The sequence below is a fragment of the Streptomyces sp. NPDC059851 genome (assembly GCF_042732005.1).
GTDB lineage: Bacteria > Actinomycetota > Actinomycetes > Streptomycetales > Streptomycetaceae > Streptomyces.
This window is the reverse complement of the sequence record NZ_JBHWJJ010000005.1, coordinates 96,782-119,463: the sequence shown is the minus strand read 5'-3', so window position 1 is coordinate 119,463 and position 22,682 is coordinate 96,782. Positions and strand designations below refer to the sequence as shown.

At 75.1% G+C, this 22,682-nt stretch carries 23 protein-coding genes and 1 pseudogene; 12 read left to right on the top strand and 12 right to left on the bottom strand.

What is annotated here, in order from left to right:
• Positions 1-155: 155 nt before the first annotated feature.
• A pseudogene (locus ACFV7Q_RS02855) lies at positions 156-378 on the bottom strand (RNA polymerase subunit sigma-24); the annotation flags it as partial.
• A gap of 118 nt (positions 379-496) precedes the next feature.
• Between ACFV7Q_RS02855 and ACFV7Q_RS02850 the strand changes: the two are divergent.
• The gene (locus tag ACFV7Q_RS02850) at positions 497-874 is read left to right on the top strand and encodes a hypothetical protein (protein WP_385422877.1); all 378 of its coding nucleotides are present in this window, start codon (positions 497-499) and stop codon (positions 872-874) included.
• Between the two features lie 14 nt (positions 875-888).
• Here the strand turns inward: ACFV7Q_RS02850 and ACFV7Q_RS02845 are convergent, their stop codons facing one another.
• Positions 889-1,158: a hypothetical protein gene (locus tag ACFV7Q_RS02845; RefSeq protein ID WP_385422875.1), complete on the bottom strand. Its 270-nt coding sequence runs from the start codon at positions 1,156-1,158 to the stop codon at positions 889-891.
• A gap of 180 nt (positions 1,159-1,338) precedes the next feature.
• Here ACFV7Q_RS02845 and ACFV7Q_RS02840 point away from each other — a divergent pair, with 180 nt between their 5' ends.
• Together ACFV7Q_RS02840 and ACFV7Q_RS02835 are read left to right on the top strand one after the other, a co-directional pair.
• Entirely contained in the window at positions 1,339-2,526 is a 1,188-nt protein-coding gene (locus tag ACFV7Q_RS02840) for a cytochrome P450 (protein ID WP_385422873.1), read from the top strand.
• A complete protein-coding gene (locus ACFV7Q_RS02835) occupies positions 2,523-2,741 on the top strand; it encodes a ferredoxin (protein ID WP_385422871.1) in 219 nt (72 codons plus the stop codon). The genes ACFV7Q_RS02840 and ACFV7Q_RS02835 overlap by 4 nt, the downstream gene beginning before the upstream one ends.
• Positions 2,742-2,893: 152 nt before the next feature.
• Here the strand turns inward: ACFV7Q_RS02835 and ACFV7Q_RS02830 are convergent, their stop codons facing one another.
• Both ACFV7Q_RS02830 and ACFV7Q_RS02825 read right to left on the bottom strand, forming a co-directional pair.
• Complete coding sequence (locus ACFV7Q_RS02830; RefSeq protein WP_385422869.1) at positions 2,894-3,100, bottom strand: cold-shock protein; 207 nt, start codon at positions 3,098-3,100, stop codon at positions 2,894-2,896.
• A 119-nt stretch (positions 3,101-3,219) separates the two neighbouring features.
• Positions 3,220-3,612: an HGxxPAAW family protein gene (locus ACFV7Q_RS02825; RefSeq protein ID WP_385422867.1), complete on the bottom strand. Its 393-nt coding sequence runs from the start codon at positions 3,610-3,612 to the stop codon at positions 3,220-3,222.
• Positions 3,613-3,719: 107 nt separating this feature from the next.
• Between ACFV7Q_RS02825 and ACFV7Q_RS02820 the strand changes: the two genes are divergently transcribed.
• A complete protein-coding gene (locus ACFV7Q_RS02820; RefSeq protein ID WP_385422865.1) occupies positions 3,720-4,220 on the top strand; it encodes a MarR family winged helix-turn-helix transcriptional regulator in 501 nt (166 codons plus the stop codon).
• Positions 4,221-4,269: 49 nt separating this feature from the next.
• The gene (locus ACFV7Q_RS02815; RefSeq protein WP_385422863.1) at positions 4,270-5,781 is read left to right on the top strand and encodes a DEAD/DEAH box helicase; all 1,512 of its coding nucleotides are present in this window, start codon (positions 4,270-4,272) and stop codon (positions 5,779-5,781) included.
• Between the two features lie 78 nt (positions 5,782-5,859).
• Here ACFV7Q_RS02815 and ACFV7Q_RS02810 read toward each other — a convergent pair whose 3' ends face one another.
• From ACFV7Q_RS02810 to ACFV7Q_RS02800, 3 genes are all read right to left on the bottom strand, one after another.
• Entirely contained in the window at positions 5,860-6,750 is an 891-nt protein-coding gene (locus tag ACFV7Q_RS02810) for a class I SAM-dependent methyltransferase (protein ID WP_385422883.1), read from the bottom strand.
• 367 nt (positions 6,751-7,117) lie between these two features.
• Positions 7,118-7,750, bottom strand: coding sequence for a hypothetical protein (locus tag ACFV7Q_RS02805; protein ID WP_385422862.1), 633 nt, complete (start codon positions 7,748-7,750; stop codon positions 7,118-7,120).
• Between the two features lie 73 nt (positions 7,751-7,823).
• The gene (locus tag ACFV7Q_RS02800; protein ID WP_385422860.1) at positions 7,824-8,354 is read right to left on the bottom strand and encodes an SRPBCC family protein; all 531 of its coding nucleotides are present in this window, start codon (positions 8,352-8,354) and stop codon (positions 7,824-7,826) included.
• A 263-nt stretch (positions 8,355-8,617) separates the two neighbouring features.
• Between ACFV7Q_RS02800 and ACFV7Q_RS02795 the strand changes: the two genes are divergently transcribed.
• From ACFV7Q_RS02795 to ACFV7Q_RS02780, 4 genes are all read left to right on the top strand, one after another.
• On the top strand, positions 8,618-9,844 hold the full coding sequence (locus ACFV7Q_RS02795; RefSeq protein WP_385422858.1) for a DUF418 domain-containing protein: 1,227 nt from the start codon (positions 8,618-8,620) through the stop codon (positions 9,842-9,844).
• A 546-nt stretch (positions 9,845-10,390) separates the two neighbouring features.
• Complete coding sequence (locus ACFV7Q_RS02790) at positions 10,391-11,161, top strand: cysteine hydrolase family protein (RefSeq protein ID WP_385422856.1); 771 nt, start codon at positions 10,391-10,393, stop codon at positions 11,159-11,161.
• Between the two features lie 159 nt (positions 11,162-11,320).
• On the top strand, positions 11,321-13,177 hold the full coding sequence (locus ACFV7Q_RS02785) for an RNA ligase family protein (protein ID WP_385422854.1): 1,857 nt from the start codon (positions 11,321-11,323) through the stop codon (positions 13,175-13,177).
• Positions 13,177-16,104 carry a poly(A) polymerase gene (locus tag ACFV7Q_RS02780; RefSeq protein WP_385422852.1) on the top strand — a complete coding sequence of 976 codons (2,928 nt, stop codon included), beginning with the start codon at positions 13,177-13,179 and terminating at the stop codon, positions 16,102-16,104. The genes ACFV7Q_RS02785 and ACFV7Q_RS02780 overlap by 1 nt, the downstream gene beginning before the upstream one ends.
• Before the next feature lie 34 nt (positions 16,105-16,138).
• Here ACFV7Q_RS02780 and ACFV7Q_RS02775 read toward each other — a convergent pair whose 3' ends face one another.
• From ACFV7Q_RS02775 to ACFV7Q_RS02765, 3 genes are all read right to left on the bottom strand, one after another.
• Entirely contained in the window at positions 16,139-17,056 is a 918-nt protein-coding gene (locus ACFV7Q_RS02775) for an NADP-dependent oxidoreductase (RefSeq protein WP_385422881.1), read from the bottom strand.
• 105 nt (positions 17,057-17,161) lie between these two features.
• Entirely contained in the window at positions 17,162-18,238 is a 1,077-nt protein-coding gene (locus ACFV7Q_RS02770) for an RNA ligase (ATP) (protein WP_385422850.1), read from the bottom strand.
• 103 nt (positions 18,239-18,341) lie between these two features.
• Entirely contained in the window at positions 18,342-19,139 is a 798-nt protein-coding gene (locus tag ACFV7Q_RS02765) for a peptidoglycan-binding protein (protein WP_385422848.1), read from the bottom strand.
• Positions 19,140-19,978: 839 nt separating this feature from the next.
• Here ACFV7Q_RS02765 and ACFV7Q_RS02760 point away from each other — a divergent pair.
• Positions 19,979-20,101 carry a hypothetical protein gene (locus ACFV7Q_RS02760; protein WP_385422846.1) on the top strand — a complete coding sequence of 41 codons (123 nt, stop codon included), beginning with the start codon at positions 19,979-19,981 and terminating at the stop codon, positions 20,099-20,101.
• 20 nt (positions 20,102-20,121) lie between these two features.
• Here ACFV7Q_RS02760 and ACFV7Q_RS02755 read toward each other — a convergent pair whose 3' ends face one another.
• A complete protein-coding gene (locus ACFV7Q_RS02755; RefSeq protein ID WP_385422844.1) occupies positions 20,122-20,442 on the bottom strand; it encodes a hypothetical protein in 321 nt (106 codons plus the stop codon).
• 170 nt (positions 20,443-20,612) lie between these two features.
• Between ACFV7Q_RS02755 and ACFV7Q_RS02750 the strand changes: the two genes are divergently transcribed.
• A complete protein-coding gene (locus ACFV7Q_RS02750) occupies positions 20,613-21,074 on the top strand; it encodes a hypothetical protein (protein ID WP_385422842.1) in 462 nt (153 codons plus the stop codon).
• Between the two features lie 7 nt (positions 21,075-21,081).
• On the opposite strand, the gene ACFV7Q_RS02745 is transcribed toward ACFV7Q_RS02750, so the two are convergent.
• Positions 21,082-22,149: a helix-turn-helix transcriptional regulator gene (locus ACFV7Q_RS02745; RefSeq protein WP_385422840.1), complete on the bottom strand. Its 1,068-nt coding sequence runs from the start codon at positions 22,147-22,149 to the stop codon at positions 21,082-21,084.
• Positions 22,150-22,269: 120 nt separating this feature from the next.
• Between ACFV7Q_RS02745 and ACFV7Q_RS02740 the strand changes: the two genes are divergently transcribed.
• A complete protein-coding gene (locus ACFV7Q_RS02740) occupies positions 22,270-22,671 on the top strand; it encodes a DUF3224 domain-containing protein (protein WP_385422838.1) in 402 nt (133 codons plus the stop codon).
• Positions 22,672-22,682 lie beyond the last annotated feature (11 nt).

Here is a 22,682-nt window from a genome sequence, read left to right as displayed (position 1 = left end):
TGGGGGGCGGAGCGTACGCGTCCCACCCCAGACCGGAGCCGGCCCCCGGCCGATTCGGATCCGTTCCGGTGCAGGTCGGGCGGGGGTCCGGGGCGGGTCCGGCGGAGGTCCGGTGCGGGTCGGGTTCAGGGGCGGTGCGCGGCGCAGCAACAGGTCCGTTCGCGGGCGTTGTCGGTGAGCGAGGCGGCGCGTTCGAACTCGGCGCTGGCCTCGTCGTGCCCGCCGAGCCGCTCCAGCAGGTCGCCCCGGACGCTGGGCAGCAGGTGGTAGCCGCGCAGCGCCGGGTCCCGCCAGGGCGTCGACGAGCGGGAGCGCCGCCCGCGGGCCCTCGGCCATGGAGACGGCGACGGCCCGGTTGAGCTCCACCACGGGGGAGGGCGGCCACGTATCCCTCCGATGCTGCCGCGTACGGCCCGAACGGGTGAAGCGAGCCCCGACCCGTGCCTACGATCACGGGGCCTGAATCCCCGCTTCCCCGGCGAGAGGACCCACGACCATGCCGCGCACCCCTTCCTCCCCCGCCCTGCTCGCCGGTCTGCTGGCCGCGGTGGGTGCGGCGCACGTGGTCGCGCCGAAGCCGTTCGACGCGATCGTCCCGCGGGTGCTGCCCGGCAGACCGCGGACGTGGACGTACGCGAGCGGGGCGGTGGAACTCGCCGTAGCGGCCGGGGTCGCGCACCCGCGGACCCGGCGGGCGGCGGCGCTGGCCGCGGCCGCACTGTTCGTCGGCGTGTTCCCGGCGAACGTGCAGATGGCCCTCGACGCGCGGCACCGCTCCCCCGTCTGGCGGGCGGTCGTCATCGGCCGGCTCCCGCTGCAGGTCCCGCTGGTGCTGTGGGCGCGGAGCGTGAGCCGCGGCCACGCCGCCCGCTGATCCGCGGCCACGGATCAGCGGCTGTCGCCCGCCCAGTCCCAGTGGTCGGGATCGGCCGCGCGGCGGCGGTAGTGGGACCGGCCGCCGGCACCGTAGCGGCCGATCTCCGTGGGGAGGGCGGCTTCCTCGGCGAGTTGGCGCGCGCTCCAGCCCGTCACGTCGAGGAGGAGTCCGTCGAGGGGGCCGCCCACGAGCTCGCCGTAGCTGCGGCCGGGGCGCGGGCCCGGGTCGGGATCGTCGTGGTCGCCGCCGTACACCCGGCGGCGGAGCATCCTGTCGTCCATGGCGCCAGCTTCACAGGCGGCACTGACAATGCCGACCGGGCCGGGTCGGGTAGGGCTGCGCGGGACCGGGCGAGTGGGCGGGCCCATCTGGCCGAAACGGGTATGGGTGGGATAGGTGCCCCGGGCATGTAATGGGGTTCAGGCGAGACGGAAATACGGACCGCGCTTACGAGGTGCTGCATGTCAGAAACCGTTGCCTTCCCCCAGGACCGAACCTGCCCCTACCACCCCCCGGCCGCCTACGATCCCCTCCGTGAGAACCGCCCCCTGACCCGCGTGAGCCTTTTCGACGGCCGGTCCGTGTGGATGGTCACCGGGCACGCCGAGGCGCGGGCGCTGCTCTCGGACGGGCGGCTCTCCGCCGACCGCGGGAACGCCGGCTTCCCCGCCGTCAGCCCGCGGTTCAAGGGCCTGGGGGGCCGCCGCACCGCACTGCTCGGCGTTGACGACCCGGTGCACAACGTGCAGCGCAGGATGCTGATCCCGAGCTTCACCGTGAAGCGGACGGCGGCCCTGCGACCCCGTATCCAGCAGACCGTGGACCGGCTGATCGACGACATGGTGGCCCGCGGCCCGGGGGCCGAGCTGGTCAGCGCCTTCGCCCTGCCCGTGCCGTCGATGGTGATCTGCTCGCTGCTCGGAGTTCCGTACGGGGACCACGAGTTCTTCGAGGAGCAGTCGCGGCGGCTGCTGCGGGGCCCGGACGTCGCCGACGTCGAGGACGCCCGCACCCGCATCAACGGCTATCTGGCCGGGCTGATCGAGAGCAAGCGGACGGAACGCGGCGACGGTCTCCTGGACGAGCTCGTCGAGCGGCGCCTGGAGACCGGGGAGACCGATGTCGACGAGCTGGTCTCGCTGGCGGCGATCCTGCTGATCGCGGGGCACGAGACCACGGCCAACATGATCTCGCTGGGCACCTTCACCCTGCTGCGGCACCCGGAGCAGTTGGCGGAGCTGCGTGCCGACCCCGCGCTGATCACGGTAGCCGTGGAGGAGCTGATGCGGTTCCTGTCGATCGCGGACGGCATGCTGCGGGTGGCCACGGAGGACATCGAAGTCGGCGGGGTGACGGTCCGGGCGGACGACGGGGTGGTCTTCTCCACCTCCGTCATCAACCGGGACGGTGCCGTTTTCGCGGAGCCCGACGTACTGGACTGGCACCGCCCGGCCCGGCACCACGTCGCCTTCGGCTTCGGCATCCACCAGTGCCTGGGACAGAACCTGGCCCGCGCCGAGATGGAGATCGCGCTGGGCACCCTCTTCGCGCGGCTGCCCGGGCTGCGCCTGGCGGCAGAGCCGGACGCGATCCCGTTCAAACCCGGCGACACCGTCCAGGGCATGGTCGAGCTGCCGGTGACGTGGTGAGCGGCGGGCCGCCGCGGCGCCTCGCCGTCGGTGTCGACACCGGCGTCTGCATCGGCGCCGGTCAGTGCGCCCTGACCGCCCCGGACGTCTTCACCCAGGACGACGACGGCTTCGGCCGGGTCCTGCCCGGGCGGGAGGACGGCCACGGCAGTCCCCTGCTGCGCGAGGCCGTGCGGGCCTGCCCGGTCTCGGCCGTCGTCCTGCGGGAGGCCTGACCCTGCGTGCCGCGACATGACCGCGACATGACGAGGAGGCGTGCCGCGGCACATGACGCCTGGGAGGCCGTGGAACGGCACGAGCCCCGCCGTCGACCGGCGGGGCTCGTGGCCTGCCTCTCACGTCGGCCCGGCTCGTGAAGCGGAGTGGGTCAGCCGATGGGCATCACATTCTCGGCCTGCGGACCCTTGGGGCCCTTGACGACGTCGTACTGGACCTTCTGGTTCTCCTCCAGCGCCCGGAAGCCGGATGTCTGGATGGCGGAGTAGTGGACGAACACGTCCGGGCCGCCGTCGTCCTGCTGGATGAAGCCGAACCCCTTCTCCGAGTTGAACCACTTCACGGTGCCTGTTGCCATCGGTGCTGATCCTTCTCAACGTTCCACGCGGGCAGCACATACGGTGCCGCCACCCCGATCCTGCCCACGTGCCCCTGGGATCACACCCTGGTGCGGCCAACCGGGGACCCCTCGAACGTTCAAGCGGACGTTCCCGTGCCGCTGTCCGCGGCGGCCGTCAGCGCGCCGGCGCCCCTGGGCCCCGGCACCCGGGCCGCAGCGGCGGCGGCGCGCCGGCCGCCGCTCATCCGACAGCCCAGGCAGTCGACGTGCCCCGTACGGGCGACGGCGTCCCGAACCCGCCAGTCCCGCGCGGCGGCGGGCCTGGGGCCGCTGGGCTTGCCCCAGCCGGCGAGGTGCAGCAGCCAGGTGACGACCGCGGCCGCGGCAACGAGGGCGAGGCCGAGCCAGATGCCCGGCGTCCAGCCCGCGCAGAGGGCCGCGCCGGCGCCGGCGGAACCGAGTACCGCCAGCGTGGTGCCGGTCCAGCCGGCGACGGTGTGTCCGAGGTCGGCGTCTCCGTGCGCGCTCATGGTTCTCCCGAAGTAGGCTGGGGCAATACGCCTTATCTCGCGAGCTAAACATCTGATCAAAGAAGTATCTCGCGAACTAAGTAACTTAGATGCTAAGGAGTCTTTGCGTGGAGGGCAAGACCCGCCCCCCGGCCACGGCCGGAGAGGCGATCTCCCGGATGGACCACTACGTCGCCCTGGGCCTCATCGGGCAGCAGGAGGTGGCGCAGCTGCTCGGGCTCAACGTCACCGATCTGACCTGCCTGGGGCACGTCCTGGGAGCCGGGGACGAGCCGCTCTCGGCGGGCGACCTGGCCGCACTGGCCAACCTCACCACCGGGGCGGTCACCGGCGTCCTCAACCGCCTGGAGCGCTCGGGGTACGCGAAGCGGCAGCCCGATCCGGCCGACCGGCGACGGGTCCGGGTGGTGGCCGACCCGGTGGCGGCCCAGCGGGTGGTCGCGATGTACGCGCCCTTCTACGACCGGCTCGCCGCACTCTTCGCCGAGTACTCCCCCGAGGAGGTCGCCGTCATCGCCGACTGGTTCGCCCGCGCGACGGCCGAGGCACGGGCACACCTGGACCGTCTGCGGTCCGGGGAGCTCGACCCCGCGGCCCCCGGGGCCTGAATCCACCGATGGTAAAATTCCCCTTTTCGTGTCCCACGGAAGGCTCTGCATGAGGAACCCGTCCCCCTACGGGCGTTTCGGCGTCAGGCCCGCCACCAAGGCAGCCCCCGACGGCGGTGCCGCGAAGGGCGCCGGCCCGTCCGGCAGGGCGCCCCGGACCCCGGCCCCGCAGGGCGAGTTCGCCGTGCCCGAGCCGCTCACCCCGGCCCTGCCGCCCGTGGAGGCCTTCACCGAGCTCGACCTGCCCGCGGAGCTGCTGCGGACGATGGCCGAGTCCGGGGTGGCGGAACCGTTCCCCATCCAGGCCGCCACCCTCCCCAACTCGCTGGCCGGCCGGGACGTCCTGGGCCGCGGCCGGACCGGCTCGGGCAAGACGCTGGCGTTCGGCCTCGCCGTCCTGGCGCGCACCGCGGGCCGCAAGGCGGATCCGAAGCGACCGCTGGCACTGGTCCTCGTGCCGACGCGCGAGCTGGCGCAGCAGGTGACCGAGGCGCTCACCCCGTACGCGCAGGCCCTCGGGCTGCGGATGGCCGCGGTGGTCGGCGGGCTGTCGATCGGCCGGCAGGTCAGCGCGTTGCGCACCGGCGCCGAGGTCGTGGTGGCCACTCCGGGTCGACTGAGCGACCTGGTGGGACGGCGCGACGTGCACCTGGACCGGGTGCGGATCACGGTGCTCGACGAGGCCGACCAGATGTGCGACATGGGCTTCATGCCGCAGGTCACCGAGATCCTGGACCAGGTGCGCCCCGACGGACAGCGGATGCTGTTCTCGGCCACCCTGGACCGCAACGTCGACCAGCTGGTGCGGACCTACCTGAAGGACCCGGTCTCGCACTCCGTGGACCCGTCCGCGGCCACGGTGGCCACCATGGACCACCACGTCCTGCACATCCACGCCGCCGACAAGGTCACCGCGGCGACCGAGATCGCGGCCCGCGAGGGCCGGGTGCTGATGTTCCTCGACACCAAGCACGGCGTGGACCAGTTCGTGAAGCACCTGCGGGCCATGGGCGTACGGGCGGAGGGGCTGCACAGCGGCAAGTCCCAGCCGCAGCGCACCCGGACGCTCGCCCACTTCAAGGACGGGACGATCACGGTCCTCGTCGCGACGAACGTCGCCGCGCGCGGCATCCACGTCGACGACCTCGACCTGGTCGTGAACGTGGACCCGCCGGCCGACCACAAGGACTACCTGCACCGCGGCGGGCGCACCGCCAGGGCCGGCGAGTCCGGCAAGGTCGTCACCCTGGTCACCCCGAACCAGCGGCGGGACGTCGTCCGACTGATGGCGGACGCCCGGATCCGGCCCACCACGACCCAGGTCCGCTCCGGCGAGGCCGCACTGCACCGGATCACCGGGGCCAAGGCCCCCTCCGGGGTGCCGCTGTCGGGCGCCGCACCGACCGACGCCAAGGGCCGCCCGTCCGGCACGGAGCTGGGCTTCCGCGGGATCGGCAGCCGGCCGGGCCGCCCGGGCAAGGGCAAGGACTCCCGCAAGACGGCGGAGGCCAAGGCGCTCGCCGAGGCCCGCCGTGCCGCCCGCGTCCGCCGCGGCCACTGACGCGGCACCGTACGTGGGGTGCGGGCCCCGTGACGGGGCCCGCACCGAAGGCGGGCGGGACGGCGCGCGGGAGGGCGGTCAGCGGCGCCGGCGTCGCAGCTCGGCCACGATCGCGCGGGTGACCACCGGCGGGAGCAGGTCCTTGGCGAGCTTGCGCCACGCGGCGCCCGGACGGGGTGCCGGCTTCGGCGCGGGCGCGGGCGCGGGCGGGGCGACCGGCTCGGGAGCCGGCCGCAGCGGCTTCGGGAGCTGCGGCGGGACGGCCCCGTGGTCGCCGATGCGGACCAGCTGCTGGCCGGCCACCACCTCCACGCCGGTCCACAGGTCGGACCGGCCCTCCAGCCACTGGAGCAGCGCCGAGCGGTAGGGCTCCGGGTCGTCCCAGGTCGCGTACAGCTTCGCACCCGACACGGCGATCAGCCGGAGTCCCTCGACCGCGACCGCACCCCACACCGCGGCCGCGACGCCGGGGCAGTGTTCGGAGCGGTAGTCGTCGAAGACCACGACGGCTCCAGGGGCCGCCACGGCCCGGGAGGACGCGATGTCCTGGACGACGTGCTCGTACAGGTGGGAGGCGTCGATGTGGATGAACCGACAGCTCGCCGGACGCACCCGGTCGGGGACCACGGAGGTCGGCGCCTGGATGAGCGTCGGCAGCTCCTCGTGGAACGCCAGGTAGTTCGTCTCGAACCCGCGGCGGGTCAGCGTCGGGTACGAGCCCTGCATCTCCGCGAGGTTGGACTCGTCCGGGGCCGGCGAGTCGAAGAGGTCGCAGACGGTGAACTCCTCGCCGTCCCGCAGGTACTGCCCGAGGAAGATCGCGCTCTTCCCCATGAACGCGCCGAGCTCCAGGAGATCGCCCGGCTTCACCCCGTCCCCGTTCTGGTGGGTCAGGAACCAGTCGAAGAGCGCCTGGTCACAGTCCGAGAACCACCCCTTGACCTCGCCGTACGCGGTGGGAACGGGCATGGCCGGCTCGTCGTCGGGGGTGGTGACGGGAGCTTGCGAAACGTGCGACACGGAGTACAGCCTCCAGTGGAACGGCATCTGATCAACGCTGATACCCGGCCAGGTAGGCAGACCATAAACCGCCGCACGCCCGAATGACGAGACTCCTGTGCAGAGCGATCGAATCCGCGGCCGCCGCCACCCCGATTCACCCCTTGCGTCCTCCTTCGTCCCCGACACCGGCGCCACGGCAACCCCGGAACCGACGCTCCCGCCCCCCGACAACTCCCGCCCCTGCTCCGGGAGTCCACCACACCGCGGACCCTGCGCCCCGTACGAGCGCCGGCGGGCCGCGGCGCCCGGGCCTCCGGCAGGGGCTCCGGGTCGGTCAGGCCGGGAGGGTGCTGCGGCGCAGGCGCTGGGCGGCGGCGTTGCGGACGCGCCGGGTGCGGGCCGAGGCCGCGAGCAGGGTGAGCGCCTCGTACGAGGTCAGCAGCCGGACCGCGGTGCGCTGGCACCAGTCGGAGGCGGCGGTGAGCTCCGCCGTCGACCACGGCTCGCCACGGCGGACCGCCCTGAGCAAGGTCCACTCGCGGAGCCTGTGGGCGGGGAAAGCACGGTCACCGAGGGCCACGGCCATGGCGTCGGCCCAGCCGGGGAAGGCGGCGTCGTCGAGGAGCTGCGCGGCGCGGCGGTCCAGGTGGGTGACCACCGCGCTCTCGGCCATCACCGGGTCGGGGTCGCGCAGGACGGCGGCCACGGCGTCTGCCTCGGCGACTGCGACTGCGACTGCGACTGCGACTGCGAGGGCACCGGTACCGCCCACGGCATCGGCGCCGGCACCTCCCGCGGCCTCGGCGGAGGCGCCCGCCGGGGGCCCGGCGTGCCCCGCGTCCGGGGCACTGGCCGGCGCGGCACGGGTCGCGGCAGCGGCCAGGGCTTCGAGGTGGCGGGTGTAGCGCCAGTGCTCGGGGGGCGTCTCCGCTCCGGCCGGGCGTATCAGGTCCTCTTGTGTCCCCATGCAGGCCATTCCACACGACCGCCGGTGGGAGCCCGTGCGCAGGGTGCCGCCCGGCCCGCCCTCGTGGCCCGGGTCACACCGCAGGCGATCCCGCGTCCGGGCCGGAGCCGGACGCGGGGCCGCCCTCCTCCGGCAGCGGGGCCCCCGTCTCCAGCAGGGTCTTGAGGCTGGACGCGAGGACCGGCCAGGCCTCGCCGCACATGCCGATCAGCGTGCCGCCGGGCTCGAAGCCCTCGTGGCGGATCGTCAGCCGGGTGAGCGCGTCCCCGATCGGCTCGATCTCGTACGTCACCTTCGTGCGCGGCTGTCCGGCCAGCTCGGCCCGCAACTCCTCGCCGACCCCGACCGCGGCCGCCCACTCCTCCGTGAAGGTGTGCCAGGTGTACGCGAGCCTGCGGTCCGGCACGCAGTCGAGGACCACCTGCTCGGGATCGCTGGTCCGGGCCCCGCGCTCCACCCACGTCATCTGCGAGCCGACCGCCCAGTCCGTCTCGAAGCTCAGGCCCCAGTACCGGCGGGTGAAGGCGGGGTCGGTCAGGGCCTCCCAGACCCGTGCGGGGTCGGCCAGGATGTAGAGGGTGTAGGTGAACACGGTGTCGTTCATGCTCCCATGCTGCGGGACCGGGGGCCGCGCACCCGGGATTTCCCCGGCCGCGGCCGGGTGGCGGCCCGGCGGCGGCCCGCCCGCGGCCCGATGGTGCGGGCGGACCGCCCCCCTATGGCCGCTCACTACCGGCCATACCGACTTATTACCTTGTTACGCCGACCCTGGTATGTTCGCGGCGCGGACTGTCGGGATGAAACCCGCCGGTCCGACCACGTGAAAACACCGGCCACGGCCGGGACAGAGGAGAGGCAAGCACAGGCATGCGAGTGGCCGGCGCTTCCCGTCCGCGCGGCAAGGCGGGACCGGGCCGCCTGACCGGGGTGGACGCCGTCCGCGGACTCGCAGTCCTCGGCATGTTCGCCGTGCACGTCGGCCCGGGCCCACAGCCCGAGGGCGCCGGCTGGCTGATCGTCGCGGCGGACGGACGCGCACCCGCGCTGTTCACCCTCCTCGCAGGGTTCTCCCTGGCCCTCGCCCAGCGCAGCGGCGGCGGCACCCCGGCGGAGGGCTCCGGCACCTGGGCGCAGCGTCACCGCCCGCTCCTGACCCGCTGCGCGGTACTGGGCGTGCTCGGGCTGTTCCTGGCCGCACTGTGGCCGGGGATCCTGGTCATCCTCACCTTCTTCGCCCTGTACTTCCTGGCCGCCGAGCCGTTCACCCGGCTCACCACCCCGGTGCTGACCGCCGTCGCCGGCGCGTCCGTGGTGGCGGGGCCGCTGCTGTCGTACCTGCTCGGGCCCGTGTTCGGGTACGCGGCTTCCGGGCGTGGCGCGGTTCCCGAGCTCTCCGCCCTGACCAGCTGGGACGGGCTCGGCCGGACCCTGCTGGAACTGCTGCTGACCGGCGCGTACCCGCTGGCGACCTACCTCCCGTACGTCCTGGTCGGGCTGGCCCTCGGCCGGCTGTGCGACCTGCGGGAGCGCCGCTCCGCCGTACGGATGGCGGTGTGGGGCACGGCCGCCGCGGTCGCCGGGTACGGCACCGCCTGGCTGTGGGCCCACCCGCTGGGCGGCCGGGAGCGGCTGCTGTCGGTGATAGCGGAGCGCCACCCGGAGGCGGCGGCCGCCGCCGATCCGGTGGGCGCGGTGCTGGGCGGGCAGTTCGGGGCCATCCCCAGCACGTCCTGGGAGTGGCTGCTGGTGGCGGACCCGTACAGCCAGACCCCGCTGGAGACGATCGGCAACGCGGGCGTGGGCTGCGCGCTGATCGGTCTCTTCGTCCTGGCCGCGCAGCGCCGGGCGGGCGTCCTGCTGCTGGGGCCCCTGGCCGCGCTCGGGGCGATGGCGCTGAGCGCGTACGTCCTCCACGCGCTGGTCCTGGCCGGCCCGGCGCACGGCGCCGGGTCCTGGACCGCACTGGCCGTGTTCGCCGGCGTGTCGGTCGCCGCGGCCTGGGGCTGGCAGCGGGTCTGGGCGGACAGCCCGCTGCGCCGGGGCCCGCTGGAGCACGCGCTGCGGCTCGCCTCGCGGGGCCGCACGCCGGCGTGAGCCGCGGGCGTGCATCACCCGTACGCGTGACGGCTCGTGGATCGTCGATCCGCCCTTGCGGCAAGCTGGGCGGATGCAGCCGCGCCGAGCAACTCCGCCCCTGCCGTTGATCCTTGCCGCTGTGATGCTGACTGCCGGGTGCGTGACCATCCGGCCGTCCGCGCGCCCGGTCCCTCCCGCACCTGATCCCGCCGCCGGGGCGGCGATCCGTCAACCCGCCAGTGCGGCCCGCCCGTTGGCGCCACTCCCGGTGACGACACCGCCACCCGCACCGGGTGCCCCGACTCCTCCCTCCGCGGCGGAACCCGAACCTCCCGCCGGCCCGCCGCCCCGGACCGGGAACCGCCCCGCCGCGCAGTCCAAGCCCAGGTCCGCCTCCAAGTCCGGGTCGACGTCGTCCTCCACGCCCCGCTCCCCGGCCAAACCGCGCAAACGGCCGCCCGCCCAGCCGTATCCCGGGGCCGCCCCGGGCCGCGGCTACGACATGGGGCCCCTGTGCGAGGCGGCCAAGGGCACGGTCGCCCCCGAGATCGTTGCCATGTGCCGTTGAGCAGCCGACTTCTGAGGGACGCGCAGGGGATCGACGTGAGGGCCGGGATGGACGGGATGGACGGGTTGGACGGGATGGACGGGTTGGACGGGATGGAACGGCGGCGGCACGCCTGGCGGATCGAGGCGGACGAGTACGCGCGGCACGAGCGCCGCCGGGGCCACCGCCACGCGTACACCGAGTTGTCCGGGAAGCGGACGGCGCTGGTCGTGGTCGACATGGTGCGCTTCTTCGTGGCGGGGAACGGGTTCGGGTTGGGCATCGTGCCGCAGGTGCAGGCCCTCGCGGACGGAACGCGTTCGGCCGGCGGGACCGTTGCCTGGGTGCTACCGGCCGTCGCGGCGCAGCCCACTCGGTGGGCGGTGGACTTCTACGGGCCCGAGGTCGCCGAACGCTACCGGCTCGCCGGGGGCACGGGCACCGTTGCGGACCGGCTGTGGCCCGAGCTGGTGCCGGCCCCGGAGGATGCGGTGGTGGAGAAGACCGCCGCCTCCGCGTTCTTCCCGGGACGTTGCCCCCTGCCCGAGGTCCTCGACGAGCGCGGTGTGGACACGGTGATCGTGTGCGGCCTCGTGACCAACGTGTGCGTGGAGGCCACCGTGCGGGACGCGGCGACGCTCGGCTACCGCGTCGTCCTGGCGGCCGACGGGTGCGCGACGCGCAGCGACACCGCCCACAACGCCACCCTGGCGACGGTCTACCGCAGCTTCGGCGACGTCCGCGCCACGGCGGACATCCTCACCCTCCTCGACGGTCAGCCGGCCTGACCCGGCAGCCCCGCCACACCCACCGGTGCCGGCTCCGTGCTCCCGGCGGTCTCCTCGGAGCCGGGGCATGGCGGGGCGGGCCGGGTGGATATTGGGTGGAGGGGGCCGGGCCGGAAACCTACAGTGACCTGGCACCACGTCGTAGAGCAGGAGCCGTTCATGCGCACGCACTACCCCCGCACCCCGCACCTGCCGTGGTCGCCGGGGACGACGGCGGACGACGTGCGGACCGCCGGACTCGCGGGCCTCGCCGGGCGCGAGGTCGTCGTGACGGAGAAGCTCGACGGGGAGAACACCACCCTGTACGCGGACGGCCTCCACGCCCGCTCCCTCGACTCCGGCCACCACCCGTCGCGCGCCTGGGTCAAGGGCCTCCAGAGCCGGATCGGCGCAGGCATACCCGCCGGCCGGCGCGTGTGCGGGGAGAACCTGTACGCCCGGCACTCGATCCCGTACGAGGACCTCGACAGCTGGTTCTACGGGTTCTCGGTGTGGGACGGCGAGCAGTGCCTGGACTGGGACGGCACCGTGCGCTTCCTGCACGGTCTCGGGGTACCGACCCCACGCGTGCTGTGGCGGGGCGTCTTCGACGAACGCGCGCTGCGCAGGCTGCGCGTCGACACCGCCCGGCAGGAGGGCTACGTCGTGCGGACCGCGGACGGCTTCGCCCGCGCGGACTTCGGGCGGTGCGTGGCCAAGTGGGTCCGCGGCGGTCATGTGCAGACCGACGCTCACTGGATGTACGCCCCCGTGGTGGCGAACGGCCTCGGCCCGCAGGCCGCCCTGTGGGCGGTGCGGTCGGGTGCCGAGCCCGATGTGGCCGGGCTGACCGCCGCCGTGGGCCTGGGGGCCGGGCTCGGGCCCGCGCGGGAGCACGGGCCGGGACGGGACACGGCTCCGGGTTCGGCCCCGGCTCCGGCCCCGGCCCCGGCTCCCGGTAGCAATGCCGTCGATGCGGTCGTCGCCGAGGTGACGGGGCGGCTCGACGCGCTGGGCCGCACCGGGGACGCCCGGCTGGCCGGCGTGCTCGCGGCCGTACTGCACCGCGCCCCGCGGTCCCGGGTCGCGGCGGGGCTGGCGGCGGGGCCGCTCGGCATGCCGCTGGCGCGCCGGGTCGCCGACCTGGTGGGGCTGTATCCGCGGCTGCGGCAGCCGTTCCCGGACGAGCTGCGCCGGGCCGGGCTGGTCCGGATGGCCTCCGCGGCCGACCTCGGGGTGCTGCACGCCCTCGCCGCGGCCGTCGGGACGCGGCCGGGGGCCGGTGCGGGGGCCGGGGGGCCGGCGGACGCCGAGGCCCGGGAATGCGTGGAGTGGTCGGCGCTGTACGCGCAGGAGGAGGGGCTGTTCGGCCGCGACCCGCTCGGCCCGCTGCGCGACGGGCTGCGGACGGCCCTGGCGGACCTGGACGCGGACGCGGCGGACCGCTGCTGGGCCGAGGCCCGCGAGGCGTGCGCGCGGGGCGGGCTCTCCACCGCCGAGGAGGCGGTGGCCGCGACCTGGCGCTGGCGGAACGGCGGTTTCCCGCGGCTGGTGCAGCTGTGCGGGCCGTCGGGAAGCGGGAAGAGCACGTACGCACGGAGCCTGCCGGGCGTGGCCGCGTACATCGGCCTGGACGATCTGCGTGCCGCCCGGGGTTCCCGGGCCGACCAGCGCGCCAACGCGGACGTGCTGCGCGAGGGCCTGGACCGGCTGGACTCGGCGCTGGCCGCCGGCGGCACCGTCGTCTGGGACGCCACCTCGCTCACCGCGCAGCAGCGGGGGCTGGCCGGCGCGGTCGCCGCCCGCCGCGACGCGCTGGTCACCCATGCGGTGGTGCTGGTGGAGGAGACCGAGCTACTGCGGCGCAACGCCGTGCGCCCCCACCCGGTGCCGCCGCAGGTGCTGGCCTCCCAGCTGCACCGGTTCAGCCCGCCGTACCCGGGGGACGGGCAGGCCCACCGCATCCGCTACATCGGCGCGGGCGGCACCGTCGAGGACACCGCGGGTGCCCTCGGCGCGACGGACGGGGACTTCTGATGCGTACCAGTGAGCAGCTCTACCACCAGGTCCGATGGGACCCCCGGTTCGACCCGGCGCGGTTCGTGCTCGGGCTGCACCAGCGCGGGGCGCCGCCGAAGCGGATCCCGCTGCCCGCCTTCGTGCCCGGTGGTGACATCCCCTGGCACCGGGTGCTGTTCGTCGAGGCGGACGGCGAGCTCGTCTGGGACCGGGCCAGCGGCCTGGACGTCATCGACGCCAGCCGGGCCGGGCGGGTCCGCGCCCCGCGCCTGCTGCGGGCCCCCTTCTTCACCGCCCGCACCCCGCACGTCTGGGACCCGGCCACCGGCGCCTGGCGGCCCGCCGAGTGTCCCCCGCCGGGGGCGGCGGCGGAGCCGGCGCCGGGGCGGGTGCGGCTGCTGACGTGGAACACGCTGTGGAACCGGTACGACGCCCCGCGCATCGCCACCGCCCGGCGCAGGCCGCTGCTGCTCGCCGAGCTGGAGGCGGCCGACGCCGACGTCATCGCGCTGCAGGAGGTCGAGCCCGAGCTGCTCGGCATGCTGCTGGCGCAGCCGTGGGTACGGGCCGGGTACACGATCGGCACCGACCCTGCCGGCAAGGACGTCTCCACGAGCGGGCTGGTCCTGCTCAGCCGGCTGCCGGTGGCCGAGGCCGGGCTGCACCTGCTGGGCCCGTACAAGGCCGTCGCAGCGGTGACGGTGCGCACGGCCGGCGGGCCGCTCGTCGTGGCCGGCGTCCACCTGACCAGCGATCACAGTGAGAACGGGGCCGGGCGGCGGGGCGACGAACTGGCCCGCATCCAGGAGGGGTTCAACGGCGTCAACGCCGACGTGGCGCTGCTCGGCGACTTCAACGACGGCCGCGGCGGGCCGGACGGGCCCGCGGCCGTCCTGGGCATGCGGGACGCGTGGAGCGAGGTGCACGGGGCGCAGGACGCCACGCCGACCTTCGACCCGGCCGCCAATCCGCTGGCCGCCGTGAGCTCGCTGTCGGGTCGTCCCGGCCGGTTGGACCGCGTCCTGCTGCGGTCGGCGGGCGCGGAGGTGCGCCGGGCGGCCCTCCGGGGTGGTTCGCCCGACCCGGACGGCCTGTTCGTCTCCGACCACTACGGGGTCGAGGCCGTCCTGGACTTCGCGGCGGAGAACGGCGGAGCCGAGACCACGGCCGCGACCCGCACGGACGCGCGAAGTGCCGTGCTACACGTGCCGGCGACCGCGCACACGGCGGTCGCGTGGCTGCCCCCGCACCATGCCGGGGTCGAGGGGCTGCGCCGGGAACACGACCCGGCGGCCGGCCGCTGGCCGGCGCACGTGAACCTGCTGTTCGGCTTCGTTCCCGAGTCCTCCTTCGAGGAGGCTCTGCCGCTGCTCGCCGGGGCGGCCGCGGCGACGGCCCCGTTCGCGGTGCGGCTGGCGGGCGTGCACAGCTTCGGGCGCCGGGAGGACGCCGTGCTCTGGCTGGACCCGGCCGCCGCCGGCGAGGCGCCCTGGCAGGAACTGCGGCGGGAACTTGCCGCACGGTTCCCCGGCTGCCGGGGGCGCGGCGAAGGGTACACGCCGCACCTGACGCTGGGGCTCAGTACCGATCCGCAGCAGGCGCTGGCCGAGTTCACGGCGCGGCTGGGCGGCGCCGGGGCAGAGTTCCCGGCGCGGGTCGGGGAGCTGGCGGTGCTCTCGCGGCGCGGGGACGAGCCGATGCGGGTCCGGGCGACGGTGGAGCTCGGGACGGGCACGGTGCGGTGGCTGCCGCAGCAGTCGGAGCCGGGGCCGGAGCCGGTGTCGAAGTCGGCTCACGCCGACCGGGACCAGCAGCGCGCGCAGGACGTCACCGCCCGGATCGCGCAGGCCCTGCCCGCCGGGGTGGTCCACGTCGCCGGATCCCGCCGCATGGGCTGCGCCCTGCCGGGAGCGGACCTGGACCTGGTCGCGGCACTGCCCGGCGGGGTCGACCTCGCGGAGGTACGGGACCGCGTCGTGGCAGCACTGCCCCGGGCCGCCGGGCGGATCCGGCAGGTGACGGGCGCCCGGGTGCCCGGGCTACGGCTGCACGTCGACGGTCTGGACGTGGACCTGGTGGTCGTCCCCACGGGGGCGGTGGATCCGGCACGGGCGGTGCAGTGCCGGGCGGAGCTCGGCGAGGCGGCGGCGACCGCGCTGAGCGCGGTCAGCGATGCCGATGCGGTACGCGGCTTCGTGGGCTCCGAGGGGCCCCGGCAGGCGGCCTTCGCGGACCTGGCTCGGCGGGTGAAGGCCTGGGCACGGATCCGCGGCCTGGATTCGGCGCCGTTCGGCGGGCTGCCGGGGATGGCGTGGGCGGTGCTGGCGGCACGGACGGTCCGCGGAGCCACCGACCTGTCGCCCGCGGCCCTGCTCCGCGAGTTCTTCGGGACGTGGGCCGCCTGGGACTGGAACGCCCCCGTCGCCCTGACCTCCGCTCCCGCCGCCCCGCAGTCCGGGGACCCGGTGACGGTCCTCACCCCGTCCTCGCCGGTCCGCAGCTGCACGGCCCAGGTGGGTGCGGGCCTGCGCGACCTCCTCGGCCAGGAGCTGTACCAGGCGTGGGAGCTCCTGGAGTCCGACGCCGGAACCGGGCAGGCGCAGGCGGAACTCCTCGCACCGCCGCCGCTGCACCGCCGGCACGCCGCCTGGGCCGTGGTGAGCGTACGGGGTGACGGTCCGCAGGAGTTCGAGGAATCCCTGGGCCGGGCACGGGGCCGGATGCGGGCTCTGCTCGGGGCGCTCGCAGAGGCGGGGGTCGGGGACGCGCACGCTTGGCCGCGCCCCTTCAAGGCCTCGCCCGTTTCGGCCCACTACGCCATCGGTCTCGGCACCCATCCCCCGGACGCAGCCCGCCTCAACGCCCTGACGGCCCCGTGGTGCGCCGCCCTCCCGGGAGTAGAAGTCGACCACGGCCCCTGCGGCTCCGTCCCCACCCTCGCCTGAGGTCGCTCCCGGACCCGGCACTGCGGGGGAGGGGTCAGAGGGTGATGATGATCTTGCCGGCCGTGTGGCCCTGCTGGTTCAGTGCGAAGGCCGCCGCCAGTTCCGAGAGGGGGAACGTCTCGGCCACCGTCACCTTCAGGCGGCCTTCGTCCGCGAGCCGGCCCAGCTCGGCGAGGTCGCTGCCGATGGGCCGTACCCACATCCACTGGCCGCCCGCGCCCAGCACCGTGTGGTCGGCGATGGACGCGTGGCGGCCGTCCTGCGCCAGGACCGCCGTGGTGACGTCCAGTACCCCGCCGACGAAGTCCGCGCCCACCGTGACGCCGTCGGGGGCGAGCCCCCGGATGCGGTCCACGAGGCCCTCCCCGTACTCGACGGGCTCACAGCCGAGCTCGCGCAGCCGGTCGTGGTTGCGCGGGGACGCGGTGCCGATGACGCGGGCCCCCAGCGCCCGGGCGATCTGCACGCCGAAGGACCCGACCCCGCCGGCCGCGCCGTGGATGAGGACGGTGTCGCCCTCCCCCGTGCCGAGCCGCGTGAGCAGCTGGTACGCGGTCAGCCCCGCCAGCGGCAGGCCCGCGGCCTCCTCCCAGCCGAGCGAGGCCGGTTTGGCGGCGAGGGCCCTTACGGGAACGCTGACGTACTCGGCGAACGTCCCGCCGTGCACGTGGTCCTTGCGGGCGTACGCCATCACCTCGTCGCCGACCGCGAACTCGGGGACGTCGATCCCGGTCTTCTCGACCGTGCCGGACACGTCCCAGCCGGGCACCACCGGGAACAGGACGTCCATCAGGCCGTCGAGTCCACCGCCCATGATCTTCCAGTCGACGGGATTGACCCCCGCGCACCTGACCTTGACGAGGACCTCGCCGGGAGCGGTTTTGGGCAGCGGCAGCCGGGTCTCGGAGAGCACCTCCGTCCCTCCGTACCTGTCGTACGCCATCGCCCTCATGGTGTCCTCGGACATGCATCCGACCTCTCCGTGTGGAACCTTCAGTTCCACATCCCACCACGAAAGGCCGCTCCCGCCCCGGCAGGCCACGCCCCGCCGCCCCCGTCACTCGTACTCGGTGCCGCCCTTGCGCGTCAGGTACGCCGGGCTGACCGCCTTGGCGATGGCTCGGCCGCCGACGACCGGGCTGTACCTCTCGACGGCCGGGCGGATGACGACGCCCTCCCGGAGGTGGGCCTCCCGCCCCGACACCGTCTCGCGGCCGCTCGCCCGCTCCAGCACCGTGTCCAGGTCGTACGGGCCCTCGTACAGCCGCGGCACGAGGGGCAGCTCGCCGTCCGCGAAGAGCTCCGCCGGATCCAGCCAGCGCACCTGCCCGTCGATCTCGGCCGACACGTCGAAGGCGGCGTACCCGGGGGGCGCATCGGCGGTGCGCGCGTCCGTCCCGTAGGCCAGGTCCTGGACGCCCACGCCGTACACCTCGCCGAAGACGCCGACCCGGGTCGCGCCGAGCCGGACGGCCAGCTCGGCCGCGACCTCGGGCAGGCCGTGACCGCGTACGGCCCGCCAGTACAGGTTGCGCTCGTCCTCCTTCAAGGCCAGGCCCTTGGACCCGAAGCCCTTGGAGGAGACCAGGACGCGCCCCTCGTCGGCGAGGTACGTCATCAGGCAGGCCGTGCCGTGCAGTTTCTCGGTGAGGACGACCGGTTCGCCGGGCTCGAAGATGTGCGGGTAGCGCTGCAGGTTCTCCACGTCCACCCAGGGCAGGAGGTCGGGGGCGGCCTCCACGTCCCCGCTCATGGTGGTGGGGATCGGCGGGGCCCATTTGGTGATGCCGAGCAGCTCCGCGAAGTCGGTGCCTTCCTCGGCGGCCCGCGCCAGGTCCACGCCGGCCAGCGCCCGCGGCCGGCACACCAGGCCCTGCGAGAGCTCGCCGCGCAGTCGGACCGCCTTGACCCGGTCCGCCCTGGAACCGGCGAGCCGGCCGGTCAGGCCCAGCTCCTCGATCAAGGAGGCGGGCAGGACGGCCTGTTCGGGGACGTAGAGCGCGAAGTCGCCGGTACGGTAGGAGCCCTTGGCGACGACGGCGCGGTAGAGGCCCACCTGGGCCAGCTCCAAGGCATCGGCGTTGGGGTGCTCGTGGACGGTCAGCTCTTCGGCGGTGACCCGCAAAGTGGACATGGGCGGCTCCTCGGATGGATGCGAACGCCCCACTCTCCATCGGGCCATTTCCCCTGGTCCAACGGATTTAGCGGTGTTAGCCTGCCCCGCCGCCGGTGGTGCGTCAGCCTCCGAGCGAAGCCCGGGTGGCCGGTCCGTAGACCCCCGTGGGGTCGCCCTGGACGTCCCGGTCGCGCTGGAGTTGGGCGACACCTCGCTTGGTCTGGCCGTCGTACACGCCGGAGACGTTCACGTACGTGAACCCCTGCTCGTACAGGCGCTGCTGGAGGGCGGTCACCTCGGGCCCGCGGTCGCCCATGCGCAGCGTCCCGCCCGGCCCGGGCAGCGTGGGGCCCGATGCGCTGGGCGACGCCGACGGCTTGTCGGAGGGGCTCGCGGACGGGCCGGGCGAGGTCGAGGGGGTGGTGGCGCCCTGTCCGGACGGGGTGGGCGAGGTGTCGCCGGCGCCGTGGTTGCTGCCCGGGAGCACCGGGATGGACAGGTCGGGCCGCCGTACGGACTGCTCGGCCTCGGGGTCGGAGCCACCCGGCCACAGCACGAGTGCGCCGGCCGCGCCGAGGAGGAGCAGGCCGCCCACCACCCAGGGGAGCCGGCTGCCGCGGTCCTGCGGGCGGCCGTCCGGGTTTCCGTGGGGGCCTCGCCGCCGGCCGGACCGCCCGTTCGACGGTGCCGGGGCGGCCGCGGCTCCGGGGTCCCCGTATGCGGAACCGGGGGTGTCGAAGGGGGCCACGGACGCCCCGAACTCGGGCCACGGCCCGGCCCCGGACCAGTCGGGCGGGGCCGCTTGGGACGGGCCGCCCGCAGGGTCCGGGTGGGCGGGAACGAACGCAGGGTCCGGCTGGGCGGGAACGAACGCAGGGTCCGGCTGGGCGGGGCCGCTGGCTTCGGGGTGGTAGGACACGGTGGTCTCCCGGCGGGCTGGGACCTGCGGGGCGCTGCCGCCCGCCGGAACCCGGAGCCCTGCGCCGGTCAGGCGTTGCGCCGCCGGGCCGGAGCCGGAGCCACGGTGGCCGGAACCGGGCGGGTGGCGGCGCGGGCCGTCGCCGGGACACGCGGGAAGCGAACCGGTATGGGCATCTGGGCTGTCTCCGATGTGCGACTCGTGCGGTGGTCCTCCGTGTACCTGACCGGCGCACTCTTGCCGCCCGGGACGGCTGCGGTCAAGCCTCCTGTCCGAACTGTCCCATCCGTCCGCCCCGCCGGGCCCCAGGACGCCGCGTCGGGTGATCGATCCGGCGGCCGGCCGGGGATCCGCTGTCCGTCACCCGGACGCGTGAGCCGGGCAGCCGTCGCGGCCGGGCGGTGCGGCATCGTGGTCGGATGCAGCTACGCCGGGCCCTGCCCCTGTCCCTCCTCGCGCTGCTCGCGGGCGCCGGCTGTGCGTCCGTGGCCTCGCATCCGGCTCCGGCTCCGCCCGCGCCGCGCGGTCCGCTCCCGGCGCGTACGTCCGTACCGTCGGCCGGGGTCCAGGTGGCACCGGGCGGGCCGTCCGCGACGGACGGGCCGCCCCGGCCGACGCCAGCCACGGTCGCGCCTGCGGCCCCGCCGCCGCAGTCCCGGATGCAGCAGCGGCGGCAGGAGTCGGAGCCGGAGCGGTCGCCGGGTCCGGGGGAGTCCTCCGCTGCGCCCACGGTCTCGGGCCGGGCGCCCGCCGTACGGCCCGTGAAGCCGGCTGCTCCCCGGCGGGCGCACCCACCGGGCCCGCTGCCGCGCCGCACGCTGCGGCAACACCACTCCCCCGTGCCAGCACCGGAGCCGGAGCCGGTGCCGGCCTCGGGCGCGGAGGAGCTGTGCGCGGCGGCGGAGGAGGGCGCGGTGCCGCCGTCCATCGTGGACCTGTGCATGCGGCAGCACGGGCACTGACCGACGGCCGCCCGGCCGGCTCAGGAGGCGGGGGTACGGCGGGCGCGGACCGCCGCGCACCGCCGGACGGTGTTGCGGCGTGCGGTGCGCAGGCGGCGCATCGTGGTGTGGCCGCGCCGCCGCCACTCGCCGCGGGGCAGGCCGGCCCGCTGGCCCCCGCTGGTGATGAGGGCGTTGACCGGGGCGTGCGGGTCGGCGGCCATGCCCTTGGCCACGAGGACGCCGACCACGAGCGGGAGCAGCGCCACGGCGAGGGCCGAACCGGCCACGGTCACCTGCTGGAGGCGCGGGCGGGCGGGGACGTGCGGGCAGTGCGCGCCGCGCGGGGCGTCGGAAGTCATGGCCCCATTCGACCAGCGGGGAGCCGCCCGGGAATCGGGGCGGATACTCAGGTGGTTGGCCGTGACGTACTCATGTGACGTACTCATGTGACGTACTCATGTGGCGTGCTCATGTGGCGCACTCACCTACGGCGTGCTCCCCGTGCACGGCGGTGGAAGGGCGGTGGACGATGGCCTCTCCCGGGCAGGGGTTCGAGCCGGCGACCGGTGACGGGCCGGCCGCCCTGACGGCCACCGCCGGGCGGGCGGCCCAGGTAAGGACGGCGTACGAGGGTCTGCTGCAGATCCGCCGCACGGTCAACGGCGGGGCGGGGGCTGCGGTTCCGGCCCCGTGGGAACTGCGGCAGATGCCGCGGGCGGTGGCCCTCGCCCTGGAAGCGGCCGGCCTTCCGCCGTCCGCGGTGGACGCGGAGGGTCGGCGGTCGCGGACCGGGTACCGGGTGGCGGCCGGCCCGCCACCGGGCGGCCGCGTCGAGGTGACCTGGGTCGGCCCGCCGGGTGGCGGCGCGGCCTTGGAGGAGCAGGAACGGCTGGGGGCCTGCGCAGCCGCCCTGGAGCCGCTGGGCTGGGTCTGCCTCCTCTACCGCGGCCCGCGCAGGCGTCGCTTCCTGGAGGTCGAGCCCCCGCGCTGACCGTCGCTCACCCGTCAGGTGTGGACGTCGGGTCGGCGCGGGCGCAGCGGTACCGGTCGGCGAGTGCCGCGACGGTGTCGGCGAGGGCGCGGCGCAGCTCGGGCGGGCCGAGGACCTCGGCCTCGGTACCGAGCCTCAGCAGGTCGCCGACGGCCACGGACTGCGACTCCACGGACAGGTGGACGGTGACCCAGCCGTCGGGGTCGGCGGGGTCGAGGGGCTCCGCGCCGGCGAGGGCGCGGGTGCCGGCCGCCCCGAATTGCATCGGCAGCAGGCGCCGGCCGCGCGGGGAGAGCCGTACGCGCGCGGTCTGGTGGCGGAGGGCGTCGTCCAGGCGGCGGGCCGACTGCTCCCAGTGCGCGACGAGGTCGAAGCCGGGAGGACGTTCGAAGCCTTCGGGGGCGGTGTCCACGTCCTGGAACCGCGACACGCGGTAGGTGCGCACGGGGCAGTCACCGGACCCGACACCGGATCCGGGCCCGGGCCCGGCGCCGGTCGTGGCGGTGGTGTCGGCGGCCACCAGGTACCAGATGCCGCCCTTGAGGACGAGCCCGAGCGGGTGCAGGACGCGTCCGGTGCGCTCCTCGCCGTTCCAGCGGCGGTAGCCGACGACCAGGACGCGTTGGTCCCAGACGGCCCGGGCGATCCGTGCCAGGTGCGGGACGGGGTCGGCGTCCCGGAACCAGGCCGTGGCGTCGAGGTGGAAGCGGCCTTCGAGGCGCCGGGCCCGGTCGGCGAGCGCGACGGGCAGGGCGGCCTGGAGTTTGAGCCGGGCGGCGGCCAGGTCGGCGCCGAGGCCGAGGTCCTGCGCGGGGCCTGGCGTACCGGCGAGGAACAGGGAGTCCGCCTGGGTGTCGGTGAGGCCGGTGAGGCGCGTGCGGTAGCCGTCCATCAGCCGGTACCCGCCGGCGGGGCCGCGGTCGGTGTGGACCGGGACGCCGGAGGCACCGAGGGCCTCGATGTCCCGGTAGACGGTGCGGACCGAGACCTCCAGTTCGGCGGCGAGTTCGGAGGCGGTCATCCGGCCGCGGTTCTGCAGCAGCAGGAGCAGGGACAGGAGGCGGTCGGCGCGCACGGGACCATTCTCCGCAGTGCGTTCGGGATACCTGACAGGGGGTGTCAGGTATTCCCGACAGGCTGGGCGTGCGCCGGGCGGGAACTGGACCCGCCGGGCTCCGAGCACGGGAGGTACCCCATGTCCGTCCGCACCACGGGCCGTTTCACGTTCGCCGACTGGGAGGAGCAGCCGGTCGGGCCGGCCGACTCCGTTCCGCGGATCGCCCGCTCCACGGTGGTGAACTCCTTCACCGGGGGGATCGAGGCGGAGGCGACGACCTGCTCCTACACGATCACGTACACCGGGGAGAACGTCGGCTCGTACACGGGCCTGGAGCTGCTGTCGGGTGCCCTCGACGGCCGCGAGGGGTCCTTCGTCCTGAAGGAGCACGGCTCGTTCGACGCCGGCGGCACCCGCTGTGGCTTCGAGGTGGTGCCGGGCTCGGCGACGGGCGAGCTCGCCGGGCTGGCGGGCTCCGGTTCGTTCGAGTACCGCCACGGCGACACCTCGGTGGAGTACGTCCTCACCTACACCCTGTGAGGACGTACTCC

Excerpts from the sequence above, each read along its gene's own strand:
- ACFV7Q_RS02850 (WP_385422877.1), top strand. The coding sequence starts at position 497 with ATGCCGCGCACCCCTTCCTCCCCCGCCCTGCTCGCCGGTCTGCTGGCC.
- ACFV7Q_RS02845 (WP_385422875.1), bottom strand. The coding sequence starts at position 1,158 with ATGGACGACAGGATGCTCCGCCGCCGGGTGTACGGCGGCGACCACGAC.
- ACFV7Q_RS02840 (WP_385422873.1), top strand. The coding sequence starts at position 1,339 with ATGTCAGAAACCGTTGCCTTCCCCCAGGACCGAACCTGCCCCTACCAC.
- ACFV7Q_RS02830 (WP_385422869.1), bottom strand. The coding sequence starts at position 3,100 with ATGGCAACAGGCACCGTGAAGTGGTTCAACTCGGAGAAGGGGTTCGGC.
- ACFV7Q_RS02825 (WP_385422867.1), bottom strand. The coding sequence starts at position 3,612 with ATGAGCGCGCACGGAGACGCCGACCTCGGACACACCGTCGCCGGCTGG.
- ACFV7Q_RS02815 (WP_385422863.1), top strand. The coding sequence starts at position 4,270 with ATGAGGAACCCGTCCCCCTACGGGCGTTTCGGCGTCAGGCCCGCCACC.
- ACFV7Q_RS02810 (WP_385422883.1), bottom strand. The coding sequence starts at position 6,750 with ATGCCCGTTCCCACCGCGTACGGCGAGGTCAAGGGGTGGTTCTCGGAC.
- ACFV7Q_RS02805 (WP_385422862.1), bottom strand. The coding sequence starts at position 7,750 with ATGGGGACACAAGAGGACCTGATACGCCCGGCCGGAGCGGAGACGCCC.
- ACFV7Q_RS02800 (WP_385422860.1), bottom strand. The coding sequence starts at position 8,354 with ATGAACGACACCGTGTTCACCTACACCCTCTACATCCTGGCCGACCCC.
- ACFV7Q_RS02795 (WP_385422858.1), top strand. The coding sequence starts at position 8,618 with ATGCGAGTGGCCGGCGCTTCCCGTCCGCGCGGCAAGGCGGGACCGGGC.
- ACFV7Q_RS02785 (WP_385422854.1), top strand. The coding sequence starts at position 11,321 with ATGCGCACGCACTACCCCCGCACCCCGCACCTGCCGTGGTCGCCGGGG.
- ACFV7Q_RS02780 (WP_385422852.1), top strand. The coding sequence starts at position 13,177 with ATGCGTACCAGTGAGCAGCTCTACCACCAGGTCCGATGGGACCCCCGG.
- ACFV7Q_RS02775 (WP_385422881.1), bottom strand. The coding sequence starts at position 17,056 with ATGAGGGCGATGGCGTACGACAGGTACGGAGGGACGGAGGTGCTCTCC.
- ACFV7Q_RS02770 (WP_385422850.1), bottom strand. The coding sequence starts at position 18,238 with ATGTCCACTTTGCGGGTCACCGCCGAAGAGCTGACCGTCCACGAGCAC.
- ACFV7Q_RS02755 (WP_385422844.1), bottom strand. The coding sequence starts at position 20,442 with ATGACTTCCGACGCCCCGCGCGGCGCGCACTGCCCGCACGTCCCCGCC.
- ACFV7Q_RS02750 (WP_385422842.1), top strand. The coding sequence starts at position 20,613 with ATGGCCTCTCCCGGGCAGGGGTTCGAGCCGGCGACCGGTGACGGGCCG.
- ACFV7Q_RS02740 (WP_385422838.1), top strand. The coding sequence starts at position 22,270 with ATGTCCGTCCGCACCACGGGCCGTTTCACGTTCGCCGACTGGGAGGAG.